The sequence below is a fragment of the Allorhizocola rhizosphaerae genome (assembly GCF_003426775.1).
GTDB classification, from domain to species: Bacteria; Actinomycetota; Actinomycetes; order Mycobacteriales; family Micromonosporaceae; genus Allorhizocola; species Allorhizocola rhizosphaerae.
Genome location: NZ_QJUG01000199.1, coordinates 1 through 15,702, shown reverse-complemented (window position 1 = coordinate 15,702; position 15,702 = coordinate 1). Strand labels below are relative to the sequence as shown.

Annotated in this window: 15 protein-coding genes; 9 read left to right on the top strand and 6 right to left on the bottom strand. The window is 67.7% G+C overall.

What is annotated here, in order from left to right; translation table 11 throughout:
- Nucleotides 1–704: membrane protein insertion efficiency factor YidD (gene yidD, locus DM816_RS43970; protein ID WP_211588949.1), on the bottom strand; the 704-nt coding region annotated here is incomplete at its 3' end.
- A 57-nt stretch (nt 705–761) separates the two neighbouring features.
- Here yidD and DM816_RS31950 point away from each other — a divergent pair.
- Together DM816_RS31950 and DM816_RS31945 are read left to right on the top strand one after the other, a co-directional pair.
- Complete coding sequence (locus DM816_RS31950; RefSeq protein ID WP_117214129.1) at nt 762–1,160, top strand: VOC family protein; 399 nt, start codon at nt 762–764, stop codon at nt 1,158–1,160.
- A 51-nt stretch (nt 1,161–1,211) separates the two neighbouring features.
- Nucleotides 1,212–1,586, top strand: a complete 375-nt coding sequence (locus DM816_RS31945) for a hypothetical protein (protein ID WP_162908052.1) — start codon at nt 1,212–1,214, stop codon at nt 1,584–1,586.
- A 33-nt stretch (nt 1,587–1,619) separates the two neighbouring features.
- On the opposite strand, the gene DM816_RS31940 is transcribed toward DM816_RS31945, so the two are convergent.
- Nucleotides 1,620–4,757, bottom strand: coding sequence for a S8 family peptidase (locus tag DM816_RS31940; protein WP_246002475.1), 3,138 nt, complete (start codon nt 4,755–4,757; stop codon nt 1,620–1,622).
- A gap of 1 nt (nt 4,758) precedes the next feature.
- Here DM816_RS31940 and DM816_RS31935 point away from each other — a divergent pair, with 1 nt between their 5' ends.
- Nucleotides 4,759–5,463, top strand: a complete 705-nt coding sequence (locus DM816_RS31935; RefSeq protein WP_162908051.1) for a hypothetical protein — start codon at nt 4,759–4,761, stop codon at nt 5,461–5,463.
- Here DM816_RS31935 and DM816_RS31930 read toward each other — a convergent pair.
- Both DM816_RS31930 and DM816_RS31925 read right to left on the bottom strand, forming a co-directional pair.
- Nucleotides 5,417–5,863, bottom strand: a complete 447-nt coding sequence (locus DM816_RS31930) for a copper resistance protein CopC (protein WP_162908050.1) — start codon at nt 5,861–5,863, stop codon at nt 5,417–5,419. The two genes, DM816_RS31935 and DM816_RS31930, sit on opposite strands and share 47 nt — an antisense overlap.
- Complete coding sequence (locus tag DM816_RS31925) at nt 5,839–6,351, bottom strand: hypothetical protein (RefSeq protein ID WP_117214121.1); 513 nt, start codon at nt 6,349–6,351, stop codon at nt 5,839–5,841. Before DM816_RS31925 ends, DM816_RS31930 begins: the two co-directional genes overlap by 25 nt.
- A 107-nt stretch (nt 6,352–6,458) precedes the next feature.
- Between DM816_RS31925 and DM816_RS31920 the strand changes: the two genes are divergently transcribed.
- The 3 genes from DM816_RS31920 to DM816_RS31910 all read left to right on the top strand — a co-directional run bounded on the left by DM816_RS31920 (nt 6,459) and on the right by DM816_RS31910 (nt 10,987).
- Entirely contained in the window at nt 6,459–7,394 is a 936-nt protein-coding gene (locus DM816_RS31920; RefSeq protein WP_117214119.1) for an SMP-30/gluconolactonase/LRE family protein, read from the top strand.
- 42 nt (nt 7,395–7,436) lie between these two features.
- Nucleotides 7,437–8,462 carry an asparaginase gene (locus tag DM816_RS31915; protein ID WP_425455298.1) on the top strand — a complete coding sequence of 342 codons (1,026 nt, stop codon included), beginning with the start codon at nt 7,437–7,439 and terminating at the stop codon, nt 8,460–8,462.
- A gap of 254 nt (nt 8,463–8,716) precedes the next feature.
- A complete protein-coding gene (locus DM816_RS31910; protein ID WP_162908049.1) occupies nt 8,717–10,987 on the top strand; it encodes a bifunctional diguanylate cyclase/phosphodiesterase in 2,271 nt (756 codons plus the stop codon).
- A 69-nt stretch (nt 10,988–11,056) separates the two neighbouring features.
- Here the strand turns inward: DM816_RS31910 and DM816_RS31905 are convergent, their stop codons facing one another.
- On the bottom strand, nt 11,057–11,941 hold the full coding sequence (locus DM816_RS31905; protein WP_211588948.1) for an SDR family NAD(P)-dependent oxidoreductase: 885 nt from the start codon (nt 11,939–11,941) through the stop codon (nt 11,057–11,059).
- A gap of 207 nt (nt 11,942–12,148) precedes the next feature.
- Between DM816_RS31905 and DM816_RS43075 the strand changes: the two genes are divergently transcribed.
- Both DM816_RS43075 and DM816_RS31900 read left to right on the top strand, forming a co-directional pair.
- Complete coding sequence (locus DM816_RS43075; protein ID WP_162908048.1) at nt 12,149–12,289, top strand: hypothetical protein; 141 nt, start codon at nt 12,149–12,151, stop codon at nt 12,287–12,289.
- Nucleotides 12,286–13,071, top strand: a complete 786-nt coding sequence (locus DM816_RS31900) for a hypothetical protein (protein ID WP_117214113.1) — start codon at nt 12,286–12,288, stop codon at nt 13,069–13,071. The genes DM816_RS43075 and DM816_RS31900 overlap by 4 nt, the downstream gene beginning before the upstream one ends.
- A 112-nt stretch (nt 13,072–13,183) precedes the next feature.
- Here the strand turns inward: DM816_RS31900 and DM816_RS31895 are convergent, their stop codons facing one another.
- Nucleotides 13,184–14,146 carry a helix-turn-helix transcriptional regulator gene (locus DM816_RS31895; RefSeq protein ID WP_117214111.1) on the bottom strand — a complete coding sequence of 321 codons (963 nt, stop codon included), beginning with the start codon at nt 14,144–14,146 and terminating at the stop codon, nt 13,184–13,186.
- A gap of 63 nt (nt 14,147–14,209) precedes the next feature.
- Here DM816_RS31895 and DM816_RS31890 point away from each other — a divergent pair, with 63 nt between their 5' ends.
- Nucleotides 14,210–15,610 carry an MFS transporter gene (locus DM816_RS31890; protein ID WP_117214109.1) on the top strand — a complete coding sequence of 467 codons (1,401 nt, stop codon included), beginning with the start codon at nt 14,210–14,212 and terminating at the stop codon, nt 15,608–15,610.
- Nucleotides 15,611–15,702 lie beyond the last annotated feature (92 nt).

The following is a 15,702-nucleotide window of genomic DNA, read 5'->3' as shown; positions in this document are numbered from 1 at the left end:
GGGAGGGGGAGGGGGTCAGGGGTGGATGGGGGGACTTCGGGGCGGCAGCGACGGATGCGGGCGAGGGCGACCATCGCGCCGTCGAGTGCACCGAAGCGGCGCAGCGCGTGCACACCGTATTCGCTGCAGCTGGGCTCGTAACGGCAACGCGTGCCGAGGCGGTGCGACACGAACCGTTGGTAGATCCGGATGACGCCCACACCCACCCAAGCCGGCAGGGTCACCCGGGCGCGCACCGAAAGCCATGGAATTTGCAAAGCGACACTGTCCACAAGCAACTGTCCGGACGCGACAGTGCTGTTGCAGGCCGTCGAACCCGAGTCGCAACCCGCGCTTGCCCCATCGCAACCGGAGCTCATGCCGTCGCAGGCCGAACCCATGCCGTCGCAACTCGAACCGGCGTCGTTGCACGCGTCGCTTGAGCTGGTGCAGCTGTCGTTCACCGAGCCGCACGTGCCGTCGATGACCTGTTCGCACGCCGCGTCGCACGGGTCGTTGCAGTTGACCTCGCAACCGTCCGAAGACGACGGTGGTTGTGCCGGTGGCTCTCCCACAGGAGCAGGCGTGTCCGGGTCGCGCGAGGTCCACGGCACGGGTCGCCGCAGGACCCAGTAGAGCAGCACGGTGGCCGCGGCCAGTGTGGCCGCGAGCACGCCGAAAATCCACCCCAGCACCCGCGACCGGCGCCTGCCCTCGTCTGCCACGCGCCGACGTTACAGCACCTGCACGCATGCTCTAGGCCGGGGGTTTAGCCTTTTCGCATGGCTGTGCACCTGAATCACACCATCGTCGCGGCCCGCGACAAGCGTGTGTCGGCCGAGTTTCTCGCGCGCATGCTTGGCCTGTCGGTGAGCCCGCAGTTCGGCCCGTTTCTGCCGGTCAAGACGGCCAACGGGGTGGCGCTGGACTTCCTCGACACGCGCGCCGAGCACATCGAGTCGCAACACTACGCCTTCCTGGTGACCGAGGCGGAGTTCGACGAGATCTTCGGGCGCATCCGGGCCGAGCAGGTCCCGTACTACGCCCATCCGCTCAAGCGCGGCCCCGGCCAGATCAACCGCAACGACGGCGGCCGGGGCGTGTACTTCGAGGATCCCGACGGTCACATGATGGAGATCATCACTGTGCCGTACGGCGGGTGGCCCGATCCCATGCATTGATGTTTTTGTGCGCGCCTCCTCGGGTACCGGATAGAAGACAAGGAGGCGAAGATGGTATTTCTTGGATTGCTGCTAGTACTGGGCGTGATCGGCGTCGCGGGGTACGCGATCTGGAACAACCAGGGTGCCTTCGAGGCGGGCGCGGGCACGGCCGAGGTCTTCGGCTACACCGTGCAGCTGAGCAACGGCGACGTGTTCCTGGTCGGCGCTGCCGCAGGGGCCGTGCTGCTGTTCGGGCTTTCCCTGCTGTTCAAGGGCATGGGCCGGCGGGCGAAGCACCGCGCGTCGACCCGGCGTGAGCTGCGTGAGCTGCGCCGTCAACAGGCCGCCACCGAGGCGCAACGAGAGCGCGACGAGCGTGATCGCGAACGCGAGGCCCAGGTCCAACAGGGGCAGCGCGAGCGCGAGGAGCAGTTGACGCAATGAGTTGGGGCCCCGAGTTTCGCGGGGCCCCAACCCCTAACGGTATGCGCGGATGATCGTCTGCTCGAAGCCGTCGGTCACCACGCGCAGCGAAACGTAGGGACCGCCGGGCGCGGGCATGTGCGCGCTGAACGCGTCGCGTCCCTCCCGCCGCACGTCCACCCGCTCCCAGCTCTTGCCATCGTCGAGCGACGTGTAGAGCGCGAACGACGACACGCGCTGCTGTGCATTTCGGACGGTGAAGGTGGCCCGTCCATTGGTGGGACGGTTGTCGGCCTCCAATGCCAGCGCATAGTCCACCGACACCAGCCGCACGGGCATGCCCTCCTTCGACCTGAACGTCCACGCGGTCCTCACCCGGGTCGAGACGGGCAGCAGCGCGCTGGCTTCGAGGTCGTAGGTGAGCTTGTACGTGGCCATGGAGTGCGAGACGGGGAAGTCGCCGAACGACTCGTCATGCTCCCCCACGAGCACGCCGTTGCGGTGCAGGGTCAGTTTGCGCTTGGTTTCCAAGGTCCACGCGTCGCCGTCGCCCAGGCAGTCGAACCGGTTGTGCTGATCGGTCAGGTCGACCAGCTGCACACGCAGGTTGCCGCGGGTGCGGGTGATGGGAACCGGCTCGCAACCGCTCGGCGAGCCGGCCGGATTGTCGTACCAGTCGGGCCGCAGCGGCTGGCGTGCCCACGTCTTGGTGTGCCTGCTGCCGGGCGGGTAACTTTGCCTGCCCTCTTGGGTGACTGCCCCGTAACCTACACCGGCGTTGTAGAAGGCTTCGTCGACGTACCGGAAGCCGGGTGTCACATAGTCGGTCCGGTTCGCCGGCGGGTTGTGGGTGTCGTTTTCCAGGATGAACGCGCCCCCCGGGCTGAAGCCGTAGCGCTTGTGCCACACATACGTGTCCTCGCGGTCCAGCAGGTGGAAACGCTGGTCGATGCGGGCGAGCCCGGCGGTGTCGAACCGGTGGGCGAGATCGTCCGGGATGCGATTGCCGTTGTCGCGGATCAGGTCGTACAGGAACGGGCTCGGCCGGTCCCCCGCAGCCACGAGGCTGACCGAGGTGAAGGTGGCAAATGTGCCGATGCCCGCGCCATCGACCGGGATCGCGCGCACACTGTCGTCGCGGCGCGCATCCTCGCCCCAGGCGAACACGAAATCGCTCCAGCCGTAGCCCCGCCGGGCGGTCTGCTCGTAGGTCAGACCCTTCGAGTTGGCCACGGTTTGGACGCCCTCGACCGTCGCGGACAGTGGCTTGGCGCTCGGCCCGTCGAAGACGAGCGAGGTGTCGGCGGTGATGGCGATGTCCGGGTCGCCCGCGAGCGCCATGATGGACGGTTCGAAATTCCAAAGCGAAACCATGATGCTGTACCGGCCATGCGGCACGCTGAGCTTGAGGGGTTCACCACCCGGGGGCATGTACACGGACTCCGCGAAGATGGCCGGATCGTCGAGGTTCACGACCGCACCGAAGGTGTAGGTTTCCGGCCCCACCGGATTGGCGCTCAACGTCAGCTCGCGCATCGGCGGTGCCACGTAGAACGTGACAGGAGTCGTCGCTTGCGGCTTGGCCGTGACGATCGCGCTGTAGAGCCCGGGTTGCAGGCGCGAGCGGTCGACGCGCACGGTGTTGCCGGACAGTGTGACCGCGCCGGGCGGGGTGGGTGTGCCGTGCCTGTCGGCGGCGGTGATGCTCAGGCGGTGGATCGGCTCGGTGTAGGCGAGGGTCGCCTCGCTCGCGTCGCTCCCGAGATGCACGATCGCCTGCGCCGACACGGGTTTGCGGGCCACGTCGAGCCGGCCCGATCCGTGTTCGTACACGTCGCCCGCCAGCGGGTCGACCGCGCCCACCAGCCCGCTCTTGAGCTGCTGCGGTGTCCACTGTGGATGGCGCTGGGCGAGGATCGCCGCGCCCCCGGCGGCGTGTGGAGTCGCCATGGACGTGCCACTCGCGGACGTGTAGTGACCGTCGATCACCGTGCCCATGGCCGTGCCCTGCGCGCGGGCGGCGATGATGTCGACTCCGGGCGCGACCAACTCCGGCTTCGCGGCACGGGTGTTCATGACCGGCCCGCGGCTGGAAAACTCCGCCAGCCGGTCGTCGCGGTCCACGGCCCCGACGGTCAGGGCCTCCTTCGCCGCGGCCGGTCCGGTGATCCAGTCGTCGCCGGAGTTTCCGGCCGCGACCACGAACAGGGTGCCGTGCTTGGCCGTGAGCGCGTCGACCGCCTGCGACAGCGGATCGGTGCCGTCGCTCTCCTCCCAGCCGCCCAGACTCACGTTGACCACCTTCGCCCGCGCCGCGGCCCACTCCATGCCCGCGATGACCTGCGAGTCTGTGCCGGACCCGTCGTCGCCGAGCACCTTGGCCACCGCCAGTTTCGCGTCCGGCGCGACACCCTTGCGCCTGCCTGCCGACGCCGCACCTGTGCCCGCGATCGTGGCCGCGACGTGGGTGCCGTGGCCGTGGCGGTCCACGGCGTCGCCGTCCTTGACCGTGAAGTCGGCCCGCTCGACCACCTGACCGGCCAGGTCGGGGTGGCCGAAGTCGGCGCCCGTGTCCACCACGGCCACGGTCACGCCCCGGCCCGTGTAGCCGTCGGCCCACGCCTGCGGCGCGCCGACCTGGCTCAGGTTGGGGTCCAGGCGCTGGGTCGTCGCCACGCGGACCTTCCGGTCCAAGCGCACAAGTGGTGTCGCCCCCTTGATTCTCGGGAGGCTCTTGAGAAACTCGGGCCCGCTGGCCTTGGGCTGGCGCACGGCCACCGAGTCGATGCTCGACAGAGACACCCCGGCGCGGGCGCCCGCCTCGCGCCGCACGATCAGCGGCAGCTCCTTCGTGCGCGCGTCGTCGTAGCCTTCCCGGATCAGTGCCGTGACGTCGAACAGGGCCTCGTCGAGGACCGTCCCGAGCAGCGGCACGACCTCCTTGGGTATCACCCGCATACGCCCATCAGGCGTGCAACTGCGCAATTGCGTCCCGCTCGGCTTGGCCGGCTTCACCGACACCAGCGGGCAGCCCGACTGTCGCATCACGACAGTCACGACGTCGCCCGTCAGCAGCGTCACCACATGTCTTTGCCCCGTTGCCGGGCCCGTCGGCGCGACGGCCGCCACGGCCGCCGACTCCACCCCGGTCAGCGCGGCGGCCACCAGGACGAGAGCCAGAAACTTTCTCATCATGGAACACCAACGCGCGCCGCACCCGCCCCGGTTGCACCGGAACATCAAAAAGCCACCGGATTGCTCAGTGACGGTCAAACCTGCCTGCACGGATGTCAGCGAGAAACGCGATCCCCATGGTCGCCGTGACTCGGCCGGCGGCGGCCAGTTCAGTCACAGATCGAATGTCGTCACAGCGACGGCGATCGTTCATAATGCCACAGTGGACGCGAAGGGCTTCTTCCATTCGACGACGGCATTGATCACTGCGCTGGGGACGATGCTGGCGGCGCTCGTCGCCCTGGGCGTCTTCCTGCTCGGCGAGGGCGTCTTCAAGCCCACCGACGAGCGGGAAGCCGTCGGCGATGGCACGAAGCCGGGCGGCAAGATGCAATTCGAGGACAGGTTCGGCCGCCAGGGCACGGGCGGGATCGAGCTCGACGGTGAAAAGGGCATCGCGCGCAAGGCCACCTGGGAGGGCGACATCGTGTTCTACTCGGACACGGTCACCACCTATGACGGCCTCATCGTCGAATGGACCGAAGCGCCGACGCCCAGCCCGCAGCAGTGCGCGGAGCTGCTGCGGACCCACGGCGCGGCCAAGGGGCAGGACATCGAAGCGGGCAAGCGGTTCTGCGTGCGCAGCAGCGGTGGCCGCACGGCGTACCTCGCGATCATCAGCGACGCCACCGAATTCTACGTCGCGGTCTGGCCGAAGGCCTGAGCGACAAGACATACAGCATCGCAATCACTGATGCGAGCGCCACGCCCGTGAGAGCGAGATTGATCGGGTCGCCGGGGTGCGCGTGGCCCATCGAATGGCCCGACGGCGCGATTCCCACCCCGAAGCGGGTTACCCCCGCCAGCACGTGCCCGTCCGTGCGCACCAGGTGATACGCCACCAGGTATGTGCCCGGCGAGGTGATGCTCACCGGCACGGTGACCGTGTTTTCCTGCGTCAGGGTGGGGCCGGACGTGACCGGGACCCCGGCATCGGAAGCCACCGAGACGTGCGCCTCCCGAAAGCGACCGTCCGGGATGGACACCCGCACTTGCGCGGGCGGCTCGACGAGGGTCGAGCCGTCCGCGGGTTGTACCGTCACCGCGCCGGTGCTGCCACGCACGAACACACCGCCCGGTCGAGCTCCTCCACGGTCGGGCGCAGGTGCAGATACATGGCCACGACCATCGGCACGAACACGATCGTGTTGTAGAGCAGGTGCAACTCCACCCGCGGCACGATCAGCTGGGCTACGCTGGTCGGCACGGCCTTGCCGAAGAACATCGTGCCGGTCTGCGCCTGAACGAACAGCAGCAGGTGCTCCACGTGGTGCCAGAACTGGATCACCAGCGCCGCCGTCCACCACCCGCGGCTGCGCCCGATGAACCCCCTGCGCAACGCGAACAGGCCGATCAGCATCACCAGCGCATACCCGTAGTGCAGCCACTCCGATGTGACCAGCCACGGGAAGAACTGCCCGAGCACGCCCCGCGAGGCCGGGGCCGGCCGCCCGAGCACGTAGATCTGGAACGCCTGGGCCAGGTGTTCCGCCCAGTGCGCGAGCACGATCACCATGAACACGTTGAGCCAGGTGCGATGCTTCACCGTCATGCATGTTTCTACGTGGCAGGTCGTCGGCTTGGATTCTTTTGAACCCGTTCCCGCGGGGGTACGTGGCACGAATTGACTGTCGTCATCACCCGCGAAGGGATTTTCGCATGCCTATAAACCGACGCCAGGCATTGACCAGTGTCGCGGCCGCTGCTGCCGGTTCGGTGCTGCTGCCGCCCACCCCGGCCCGAGCCGGTGATCTGTTCCCCACCGAGATCGCACTGCCCAACGGGTTCCGGCCCGAGGGGATCGCGATCGGTGAACTCCCGTTCGCCTACTTCGGCTCGCTGGCCGACGGCTCGATCTATCGCGCCAACCTCGCCACCGGCAACGGTGCCGTGCTGCCCGCGGGCGGGCCCGGTACTCCATCGGTGGGTCTCAAACTCGACGACCGCGGACGCCTTTTCGTCGCCGGCGGCAACGCCGGCAACGCCCGCGTGGTCAGCGCCCGCACCGGCGAGATCCTGGCCGGCTACACGTTCGCGGCGGCACCGCCGACGTTCGTCAACGACGTCGTGCTCACGCCGCGCGCCGCCTACTTCACCGACTCGATGAGCCCGTTGCTGTACGTGCTGCGCCTGGGCAGGCACGGCCGGCTCCCGGACGATTTCACCGCCGTGCCGCTCAGCGGTGATCTCGTGTACCAGCCCGGCTTCAACGTCAACGGCATTGTGCGCACGCCCGACGGCAGCGCGCTGATCGTCGTGCAGTCCAACACCGCCTCGCTGTTCCGGGTCAACCCGGCCACGGGCGAGGCCACGCTGGTCGATCTCGGCGGCGAACCGGTCACGGCGGGCGACGGCCTGCTCCTGCTGGGCCGCACGCTCTACGTCGTGCAAAATCAGCTCAACCGGGTGGCCGTCTTCCGCCTGTCGCTCGACGGCCGCAGCGGGCGGCTGGTCACCACCGCCACCGATCCACGCTTCGACATCCCCACGACGGTCGCCGCCTTCGGCCGCCGCCTGTACCTGCCGAACGCGCGCTTCAGCACGCCGCCGACCCCGGAAACTCCCTACACCGCGGTCGCCATCCCGAAGCCGTAAACCCTTGCGCCGCCTGCCCTGCGGGGCAGGCGGTCGCATAGGCTGCACCGTATGGCTGCTCGGGTTGCCGTGTTTGCGCTGGGTGGGACGATCGCGATGACGCGCGCGGCGGGTGGGGGTGCGACGCCGACACTGTCCGGGGAGAAACTGTTGGCGGCGGTGCCGGGGCTCGCCGAAACAGGGATCGGTGTCGAGGTCGTGAACTTCCGGCAACTGCCGGGTGCGGCGCTCGGATTCGACGATGTGATCGCGCTGTGCAGGGCCATCGCCGACCAGGCGGGTGCGGCCGCGGCCGACGGGTTCGTGGTCACGCAGGGTACCGACACGATTGAAGAAACGGCCTATCTGCTGCATCTTTGGCACGGCGACGACCGGCCGGTGGTGGTGACCGGGGCGATGCGCAATCCGTCATTGGCGGGCGCCGATGGGGCGGCCAACCTGCTCGCAGCGATCGTGACGGCGGCGAGTCCGGCGGCGGCCGGGCGGGGTGCGCTGGTGGTTTTCGCCGACGAGATCCATGCCGGGTCCATGGTGCGCAAGACGCACGCGACGAGCGTGGCGACGTTTCGATCACCCAACGGTGGACCGCTCGGGCACGTGATCGAGGGGCAGGCCCGGTTTCTCGCCCAGATGCCGAATCGGCTTCGGATTCCGTTGCCCACCAAGGAAATTCCCAGCATAGGCGTATACTCGGTGGCGTTCGGCGACGATGGCGGGCTGCTGGACGCTTTCGCGCAAAGTGTGGACGGTCTGGTGGTCGCGGCCATGGGCGCCGGGCACGTGCCGGAGACCATGGTTGGCCGGTTGGCGGAGCTTGCCTCCGCGATGCCGGTGGTGCTCGCGTCGCGGACGGGAGCCGGGTCGATCCTGCGCGAGACCTATGGCTTTCCCGGCTCCGAGCGATACTTGATCGCGCGCGGGCTGCTGCCGGCCGGATTCCTCGATCCGTTCAAGGCGCGGCTGCTGTTGGCGGCAGCGCTTGCGGCCGGTGCCGATCGCGACCAGATCGCGGCGGCGGTGGCCGTGGCTGCGGGCTATGCCGGGCCGCAGGCCTGGCCTTTTTCCTGATTTTCGCGCCTCGCGGCGGCGGAAACGGGCCGGCCTACGTGCGCGGCCCGGTGACTGTCATCGGCAGGGACATCTACGGACTTGACGCGGACAACGACGGCATCGGCTGCGAGCGTTGATTCCAGCGTCCAATCTGGAGGGTGCGGAGCCTCGCGAGTGCCGGGGTGCATAAAGATCGGCGGTTCATGGAGATCGCCTGAATATTTTGCGCCCCGATAACCAACGCATCGATGATTGACGCTAGTATGCGCGGCATGCGCGAACCAGGACGCCAGCGGGAAACCCGGATCCTCGACGCACCCTTCTACCGGGGCGCAAGACATCTCGTTGTCGCACTCGGCATCATCTATGCCCTGAGCACTCTGCTGCCGTTCGGCGACAACCGGCCGGTGTTCCTGGATACCTGGTTCTATTCGGTCGTGCTGGTTTGCACAATGCTACTTGCATTGATGCGCCCGATGCTGGTGAGCCGCCAGCGCGCGGCATGGCTGTGCATCGGCCTGGCCATCACCTCGTGGTCCGTGGGCGACATCTATTGGTCCGTGGCCTTCTCGGAGACACCGGCCGAAGAAATCCCGGTGCCCTCCCTCGCCGACATTTTTTATATCGGGATGTACCCACTCGCGTACGCCGGTTTCATCCTGCTCGCGCGCGCGGCCGTGACCCGCCTGCCCGCGTCCGTCTGGCTCGACGGGGTCGTGACATCGCTCGCCGCGGGCGCCGTGTTCTGCGCGTCGGTCCTCGCCGACGTGTTGTCCATGGCGTCGGGAGAGGCGTTCGCGGAAACGATGACGAACCTGTCCTACCCGATCGGTGACCTCGTGCTCATCGTGATCAGCGTGGGGGCGCTGACCATGGTGCGCTGGCGCTCCGACCCGATCTGGTGGCTGCTCGGGCTCGGCGCGGCCTTCTTCGCCGTCGCCGATACGGCCTACTTGTTCGGTATCTCGAACGGGTCCTATGTAGACGGTGGCTGGCTCGACGGCGTGTGGATGCTCGGCCTGACGTTCATGGCCCTGGCCGGATCGCTGAACCGGCGTCGGCCGGCGGCCGAGGTGCGCGGCTTCATGGCTCTGCTGGTGCCGATCCTGTTCTCGCTCTCGGCGCTGGTGGTGCTGATCTACGGCACGTTCGAGAAGATGCACCCGGTCACGATCGTGCTTGCGAGCGGGTGCCTGGTCGCGGCGGGCGTGCGCACCGCGCTGACGTTCGAGCAGACGCGGGAGTTGGTGCGCACACAGATCAAGGCGCAGACAGATGAGATCAGTGGGCTCGGCAACCGGCGCGTGTTGGATGTGCAGCTGCCGCATCTGATGCGCTCGCTCACGTCCGGGTCACCGTTGGTGCTCACGATCATCAGCGTGGACCACGTGTCGGAGATCAACAGTGTGCTCGGTTACACGGCCGGCGACACGATCCTGCACACCGTCGGCGCGCGGCTGCGCCAGCGCCTGGCCGAAGACGTGATCTCGGCGCGGCTCGGCGGGGTCGAGATCGCCATCCTGCGCGTGATCAGCCGGGCCGACTGGGCCGCCGTCGATCGGGACACCCGCGCGCTGCTCAAAAAGATTTCAGAACCCATTCCCATTGGAGGGGTACCGGTCGAGGTCGAGCTGAGCGCGGGGGTGGCCATCGCGCCGGAGCATGCCAACGCCCCCGCAGATCTCATCAAGTGCGCCCAGGACGCGTTGCGCACGGCCAAAACCAATCGGTCCGAAGTGGAGTTTTACGACCCGTCGCTGGCGGACATGGGACTCATCCCCGATCTGCTGCAGGCCGTCGGCAAGGATGAGCTTGTCACGTGGTACCAACCGAAATTGGATCCGCAGAGCGGCCGGCCCCTTGCGCTGGAAGGCATCCTGCGCTGGCACCACCCGGCTCGGGGGATCATCGAGGCCGACGTCATCCACCAGCTCGGCAGCCGGGTCGGGCTCACCCGTCACCTGTCGCGCTCGCTGCTGGAGTCGGCGGTGTACCGGTGCGCGGCGTGGCGGCGGCAGGGCGTCGACCTCGGTGTGTCGGTCGATCTGACGGCCGCCGACGTGCTGGACGCCCGCCTGCCCTACGATCTCGCGAAAATCATCAACAAGCACGGCGTGCCGCCCTCGTTGGTCACACTGGAGATCACCGAGGACGTGCTGCACATCAACCCGCGCCTGACGGCCAACGCGCTCAGCCAGTTCCGGCACTTCGGCATGCGGCTCGCACTGGACCACTATGGACGGTCGGCGTCCTCGCTGAATCGGTTGCGCGCCATGCCGATCGATGAGCTAAAACTGGACCCGGCATTCGTGCGGCCGATCCTCAACAGCCCACAGGACGCGGCCGTAGTCCGGCTCACCATCGAGCTTGCCGCATCGCTCGGCGTGGCCACCGTCATCGACGGCGTGGACACAGCCGCTCTTTTCCATGCGGTGTCGGGGCTTGGCTGCGCCGCCGTGCAGGGCCCGGCCATATGCTCGCCCATGACGGGCGACGCGCTGGCCGAATGGCTCGCCCGGCTGGTTCCCGCCGGAGCACGCTGAGCACAGCATCAGCCGCAGGCCCAGCATGTCGCGGCGCCCGGCTGCGTGCCGGGCTCGTCCATCTGCCGACTAGCCGGTGAGGTATCCGCCGGAGGCGTCGATGTCGGTCCCCACGACCGGGGTGGCATCGTCCGAGGCGAGCCACATCACCACGCGGGCGATCTCATCAGGGTGCACGATGCGTTTAATCGGGTACGCCTGGGCGATCTGCTCGTATGTCATGCCGAACCCGGCCGCGGCTCGTTGCAGCATTGGCGTGTCAACGGCGCCGGGTGCCAGCGCGTTGACGCGGATGTTGCGGCCGGCGTATTCCAGCGCCGCAACCTTTGTCAGCGATGCGACGGCGTGCTTGCTGGCGTTGTAGGGCGCGATGGTGGCGAAGCCGACTTCCGAGGAGATCGAGGCGGTGTTGACGATGATGCCGCCCCCCTGCCGCAGCATGTGCGGTATTTCGTATTTCATCGCGAGGAAGACGCCCGCGGCATTGGTACGCCAGACGTCGTCGAAAACGTCAAGCGACTGCTCATGCAACGGCGCGGGGCGGGGCGTCTCCACCCCCGCGTTGTTGAAAGCGATATCGACGCGCCCGTAGCGGCGGACGCACGCATCGACGAACGCGGCCACCTCAGGCGCCAGCCGCACATCAGCCCGCATGAATGTGGCCTCGCCGCCGAAGCTTCGAATCTCACGCTCATTGCGCTGACCCAGCGAGGCTCGGCGGCCGCAGAAAAACACGCTGGCACCTTCACGGGCCATCGCGTAGGCGGTGGCCTTGCCGATGCCAGAGGTGGCGCCGGTAATCAACACGACCTTGCCGGCGAACCGGCCGTTCGGGTTCGCCGGCCCGGCGCCCGGTCCTGGTGGGTTCTGGGTGTTCGCCGCAGCAGGCCCAGCGGCCAGCCCGGCCATCGAGATGCCAGCCGCGCCTGCGATAAGCACGTTGCGCCGCAACACACCCCTGATTGCTTCAGACATTGCTTCCTCCGGTGAATCCGTGGTGGCTGCCAGCTTCGCCCGCTCGGTGTTCCACCGTCCAATATCGGTTGCGATAACCGTTTGTTATCACCGACGACACCGCAGCCCACGCCATCGCTGCCACCGCCGATACCGCGCACCCTCCGCGACGTCGAGCCTTTTGCGCCGAAATGGCGACGCGCCGCCATGCGCCGTTTGCCGGCCATCATGCAGTACCACTCCGCGGGGCAGTGGATCGATTACTTCACCGGCGGGATCCACATTGGACTTCGGGTTGTGGAACGGGAGGCCCCGCCCGACGAGATACCGGTGTATAAAAGGGTGTGACTGAACGCACCGCCACCCTGCTCAACCCGCAAGAGGGCGAGCCGACCGTGCACGACAGCCACATCGGCGGGCCCCTGCTCTGGCCCGCCGATGATCCTTGGCCGGCGTGCGAGCACCCGCACATGGTCCACCACGAGACCCTGCTCCCGTCGCGCGACATCTCGTTCGGCAAGCTGCGCAAGCAGTTCTACTTCTTCACCGGCACGAGCAGCAAGCCCGACGGCACCTACGCGGTGCACTACGAGCCGACCGAGCACGAGCCCAACCCACTGGTCAGCATCGCCCAGCTCTATGCGCGCGACATCCCCGACCTCGTCTGTCCACCCGGGACGGACATGCTGCAGGTGCTGTGGTGCCCCAACGAACACGAGCTCGACGACGGCTGGTCCCCGTTCGTCGTGCTGCGCTGGCGCGATTCGGCGTCGGTGATGGAGGTGCTCGAAGACCCGCCCAGCCCGCACGCGGTCGACGAAGACTGGTCCCTCATGCCGAAGCCGTGCGCACTTCACCCGACCCGGACCACCGACCGGGCGTGGGCCGACGGGGAAGACAACGAGGGCCGGATCGCGCCCGGCTGGAAGGTCGGCGGATACGCCAAGTGGGGCGTCACCGACGAGCTGCCCACCGACTGCGATGGCTGCGGCGGGCCCACCGAGCTGTTGATCACCATCGACTCGGAGGAGTCGGACGAGACCGACATCGAGGTCGGCCGCTACGGGGCCCTGCGCCTGTTCGTCTGCCGCCGATGCGAGGGGATGCCCTTCCGGTTCGACATCCAGTAGGCGACCGTTCTTACCTGGGAAAGGGCTTGATCCTTGTCACGTCCTGAGGCGTGGGAGGCGCTTGCTCGCCGCAAAGCGTGACAAGGATCAAGCCCAACTCCTGGCGTGACGATCAACCCACGGCAGAGCTCGCCCGGCCGTATCGTTCGGCCAGCGTGCGCAGGTGCTCGACCAGCTCCGGGGCGTCGACGATGGTGAAGTCCGCGCCGAGCATGCCTAGCCACAGCGCCATCGATTCGGGGTTGTCCGAACCGGCTTCGAACATGCAGCTATTCTCATCGATGGCCGAGACCGTGCCCGCGAACGAGACCTTCTCGGCGATCTGTGCGGCGGGCGCGTGCACGATGACACGGGCCCGGTAGCGCCACGTGGCCGTGCCCACTCCGCGCGAGACATATGAAGCCAGGTCGTCCGCGGGCAACGGCCGGGGCGCGAACCGCGGGCCGGTCGGGGTGCGCAGTGCGATCCGGTCGACCCGAAACGTGCGCCAGTCTCCCCGCGACATGTCGTATGCCACCAAATACCACCGGCGGCCCCAGTTGACCAGACTGTACGGCTCCACCTCGCGCCGATCCTGAGCCCCGTCATGGGTTTGGTAGTCGAACCGGATGCGCTCGTGGTCGCGGCACGCCGCCGTGATCGTGGACAGCGCCTCGGCCGACACCTGCGGGCCGGCCGCCAGCGGCACCGACACCGTGTAGGTCTGCAGCGCGTTGAGCCGCCGCCTCAGCCGACTCGGCAACACCTGCTCCAGTTTGGCCAAGGCTCGCAGTGAGGTCTCCTCGATGCCGGTCACCGATCCGGCGGCCGCGCTGCGCAGGCCCACCGCCACGGCCACCGCCTCCTCGTCGTCGAGCAGAAGCGGGGGCATGACCGCGCCCGCGCCCAACCGATAGCCACCGATGTTGCCGCGCGTGGCATGCACCGGATAGCCGAGCTGGCGCAGCCGGTCGATGTCTTGCCGGACCGTGCGCGTGCTGACCTCGAGCCGCTCGGCGAGCTCGTTGCCGGTCCACTCGCGCGGCGTCTGCAGAAGTGACAGCAGACGCAGCAGTCGTGCAGATGTCTCCAACATGTTTTCTAATATCCCCGCCCATTAGGAGCGATCTCTTCCTAATACGCCTCTAGCCTAATTCCCATGACGACAAAGACCAAGCAGTGGCTGGGATTCTTCGCCATCCTGGCGGCAACGCTCATGAACATCCTCGACTCGACCATCGTCAACGTCGCCGCGCCGGCGATCAGCCTCGACCTCGGCGCGGGCGAGTCCGACCTCCAGTGGATCGCAGCGGCCTATACCCTCGCTCTAGCGACCGGCCTGCTGACCGGAGGGCGGCTCGGAGACATGTTCGGGCGGCGGCGCATCCTGCTGATCGGCATCGTCGGATTCGTCGCGGCCTCCATGGCGTGCGCGATGGCGTGGTCTCCCGAATCACTGATCGCGGCGCGAGTCGTCCAAGGGCTGTTCGGGGCCGTGATGATTCCCCAAGCCTTCGGCCTGATCCGCGATCTGTTCCCGCCGCAGGAGATAGGCAAGGCGTTCGCCGTGTTCGGCCCGGTCATCGGGCTGTCGACGATCCTCGGACCGGTGGTCGCGGGGCTGCTCGTGCAGGCCGATGTGCTCGGGACGGGATGGCGCATGGTGTTCGGCATCAATCTGCCGCTCGGTCTTTTCGCCCTCCTCGTGGGCATGCGCACGCTGCCGCGCACCAGCGCGACCAGCCCCGGCCGGCTCGACGTCATCGGCGCGCTGTTCGCCGGTACTGGAATGGTATTGGTCATTTTCCCCTTGATTCAGGGCCGCGAGCTAGGCTGGCCGATCTGGACCTGGGGCGTCCTGGCCGCCGCGGTGCTCATTCTCTTCTTCTTCATCCGGTACCAGTTGAGCCGCAAGCGTTCCGGGCGGTCCACGATAGTCGAGCTGAGTGTCCTCTCGCGACGGTCATACACCTCGGGTGTCGCGTTCGTGCTGGTGTTCTTCGGCGGGATCGTCGGCTTCGGCCTCGCGGTCGGGCTGTATCTTCAGCTGGGCTTGGGCCAGAGCCCGATCCGGGCGAGCCTCACCATGACCTCGTGGGCGATCGGCGCGTTCATCGGCTCGGCCTTCGCGGCCGCGATGATGGCCAAGCTCGGCCGGCGCATCCTCCACATTGGACTCGCGCTCATGGGCGTATCGTTGATTTGGCTCTACGAGGTGATCGGCAGTGGAAGCATGTTCCTGCCGCTGGTGGTCTACGGCACCGGGATGGGCATGGTTTTCGTGCCGGTGTTCGACATCATCATGGGCGAGGTCGCCGACCGGGAGATGGGCTCGGCCGCCAGCCTGCTGGAGTCCGTCCAGCAATTGGGCGCCTCGCTCGGCATCGCCGTGCTCGGCACCATCTACTTCGCGGTGTCCAAAGTAGACCTCCCACTGGCCGCCTCCAAACAGGTCACCCTCGCCTCCCTCGCGCTGACCGCGGCCGCCTTCGCCCTGGTGTTCCTGCTGCCCCAGAAGGCCCGCGCCGCCCACCCCCTCCCCGAGCCCGCCGCGGCCTGACCGGAGCGGTTCGCCGCACGTGCCCTCGCCCGACCCGGGCGGGGGCACCTCTTTTCTCGTTGGTCATGAACTCATGTCCATGTTGGACGGCG

What these genes read in the sequence shown, in the direction of transcription:
- DM816_RS31950 (WP_117214129.1), top strand. Translation starts at nt 762, where the DNA reads ATGGCTGTGCACCTGAATCACACCATCGTCGCGGCCCGCGACAAGCGT.
- DM816_RS31945 (WP_162908052.1), top strand. Translation starts at nt 1,212, where the DNA reads ATGGTATTTCTTGGATTGCTGCTAGTACTGGGCGTGATCGGCGTCGCG.
- DM816_RS31940 (WP_246002475.1), bottom strand. Translation starts at nt 4,757, where the DNA reads ATGAGAAAGTTTCTGGCTCTCGTCCTGGTGGCCGCCGCGCTGACCGGG.
- DM816_RS31935 (WP_162908051.1), top strand. Translation starts at nt 4,759, where the DNA reads ATGGAACACCAACGCGCGCCGCACCCGCCCCGGTTGCACCGGAACATC.
- DM816_RS31925 (WP_117214121.1), bottom strand. Translation starts at nt 6,351, where the DNA reads ATGACGGTGAAGCATCGCACCTGGCTCAACGTGTTCATGGTGATCGTG.
- DM816_RS31920 (WP_117214119.1), top strand. Translation starts at nt 6,459, where the DNA reads ATGCCTATAAACCGACGCCAGGCATTGACCAGTGTCGCGGCCGCTGCT.
- DM816_RS31910 (WP_162908049.1), top strand. Translation starts at nt 8,717, where the DNA reads ATGCGCGAACCAGGACGCCAGCGGGAAACCCGGATCCTCGACGCACCC.
- DM816_RS43075 (WP_162908048.1), top strand. Translation starts at nt 12,149, where the DNA reads ATGCGCCGTTTGCCGGCCATCATGCAGTACCACTCCGCGGGGCAGTGG.
- DM816_RS31895 (WP_117214111.1), bottom strand. Translation starts at nt 14,146, where the DNA reads ATGTTGGAGACATCTGCACGACTGCTGCGTCTGCTGTCACTTCTGCAG.
- DM816_RS31890 (WP_117214109.1), top strand. Translation starts at nt 14,210, where the DNA reads ATGACGACAAAGACCAAGCAGTGGCTGGGATTCTTCGCCATCCTGGCG.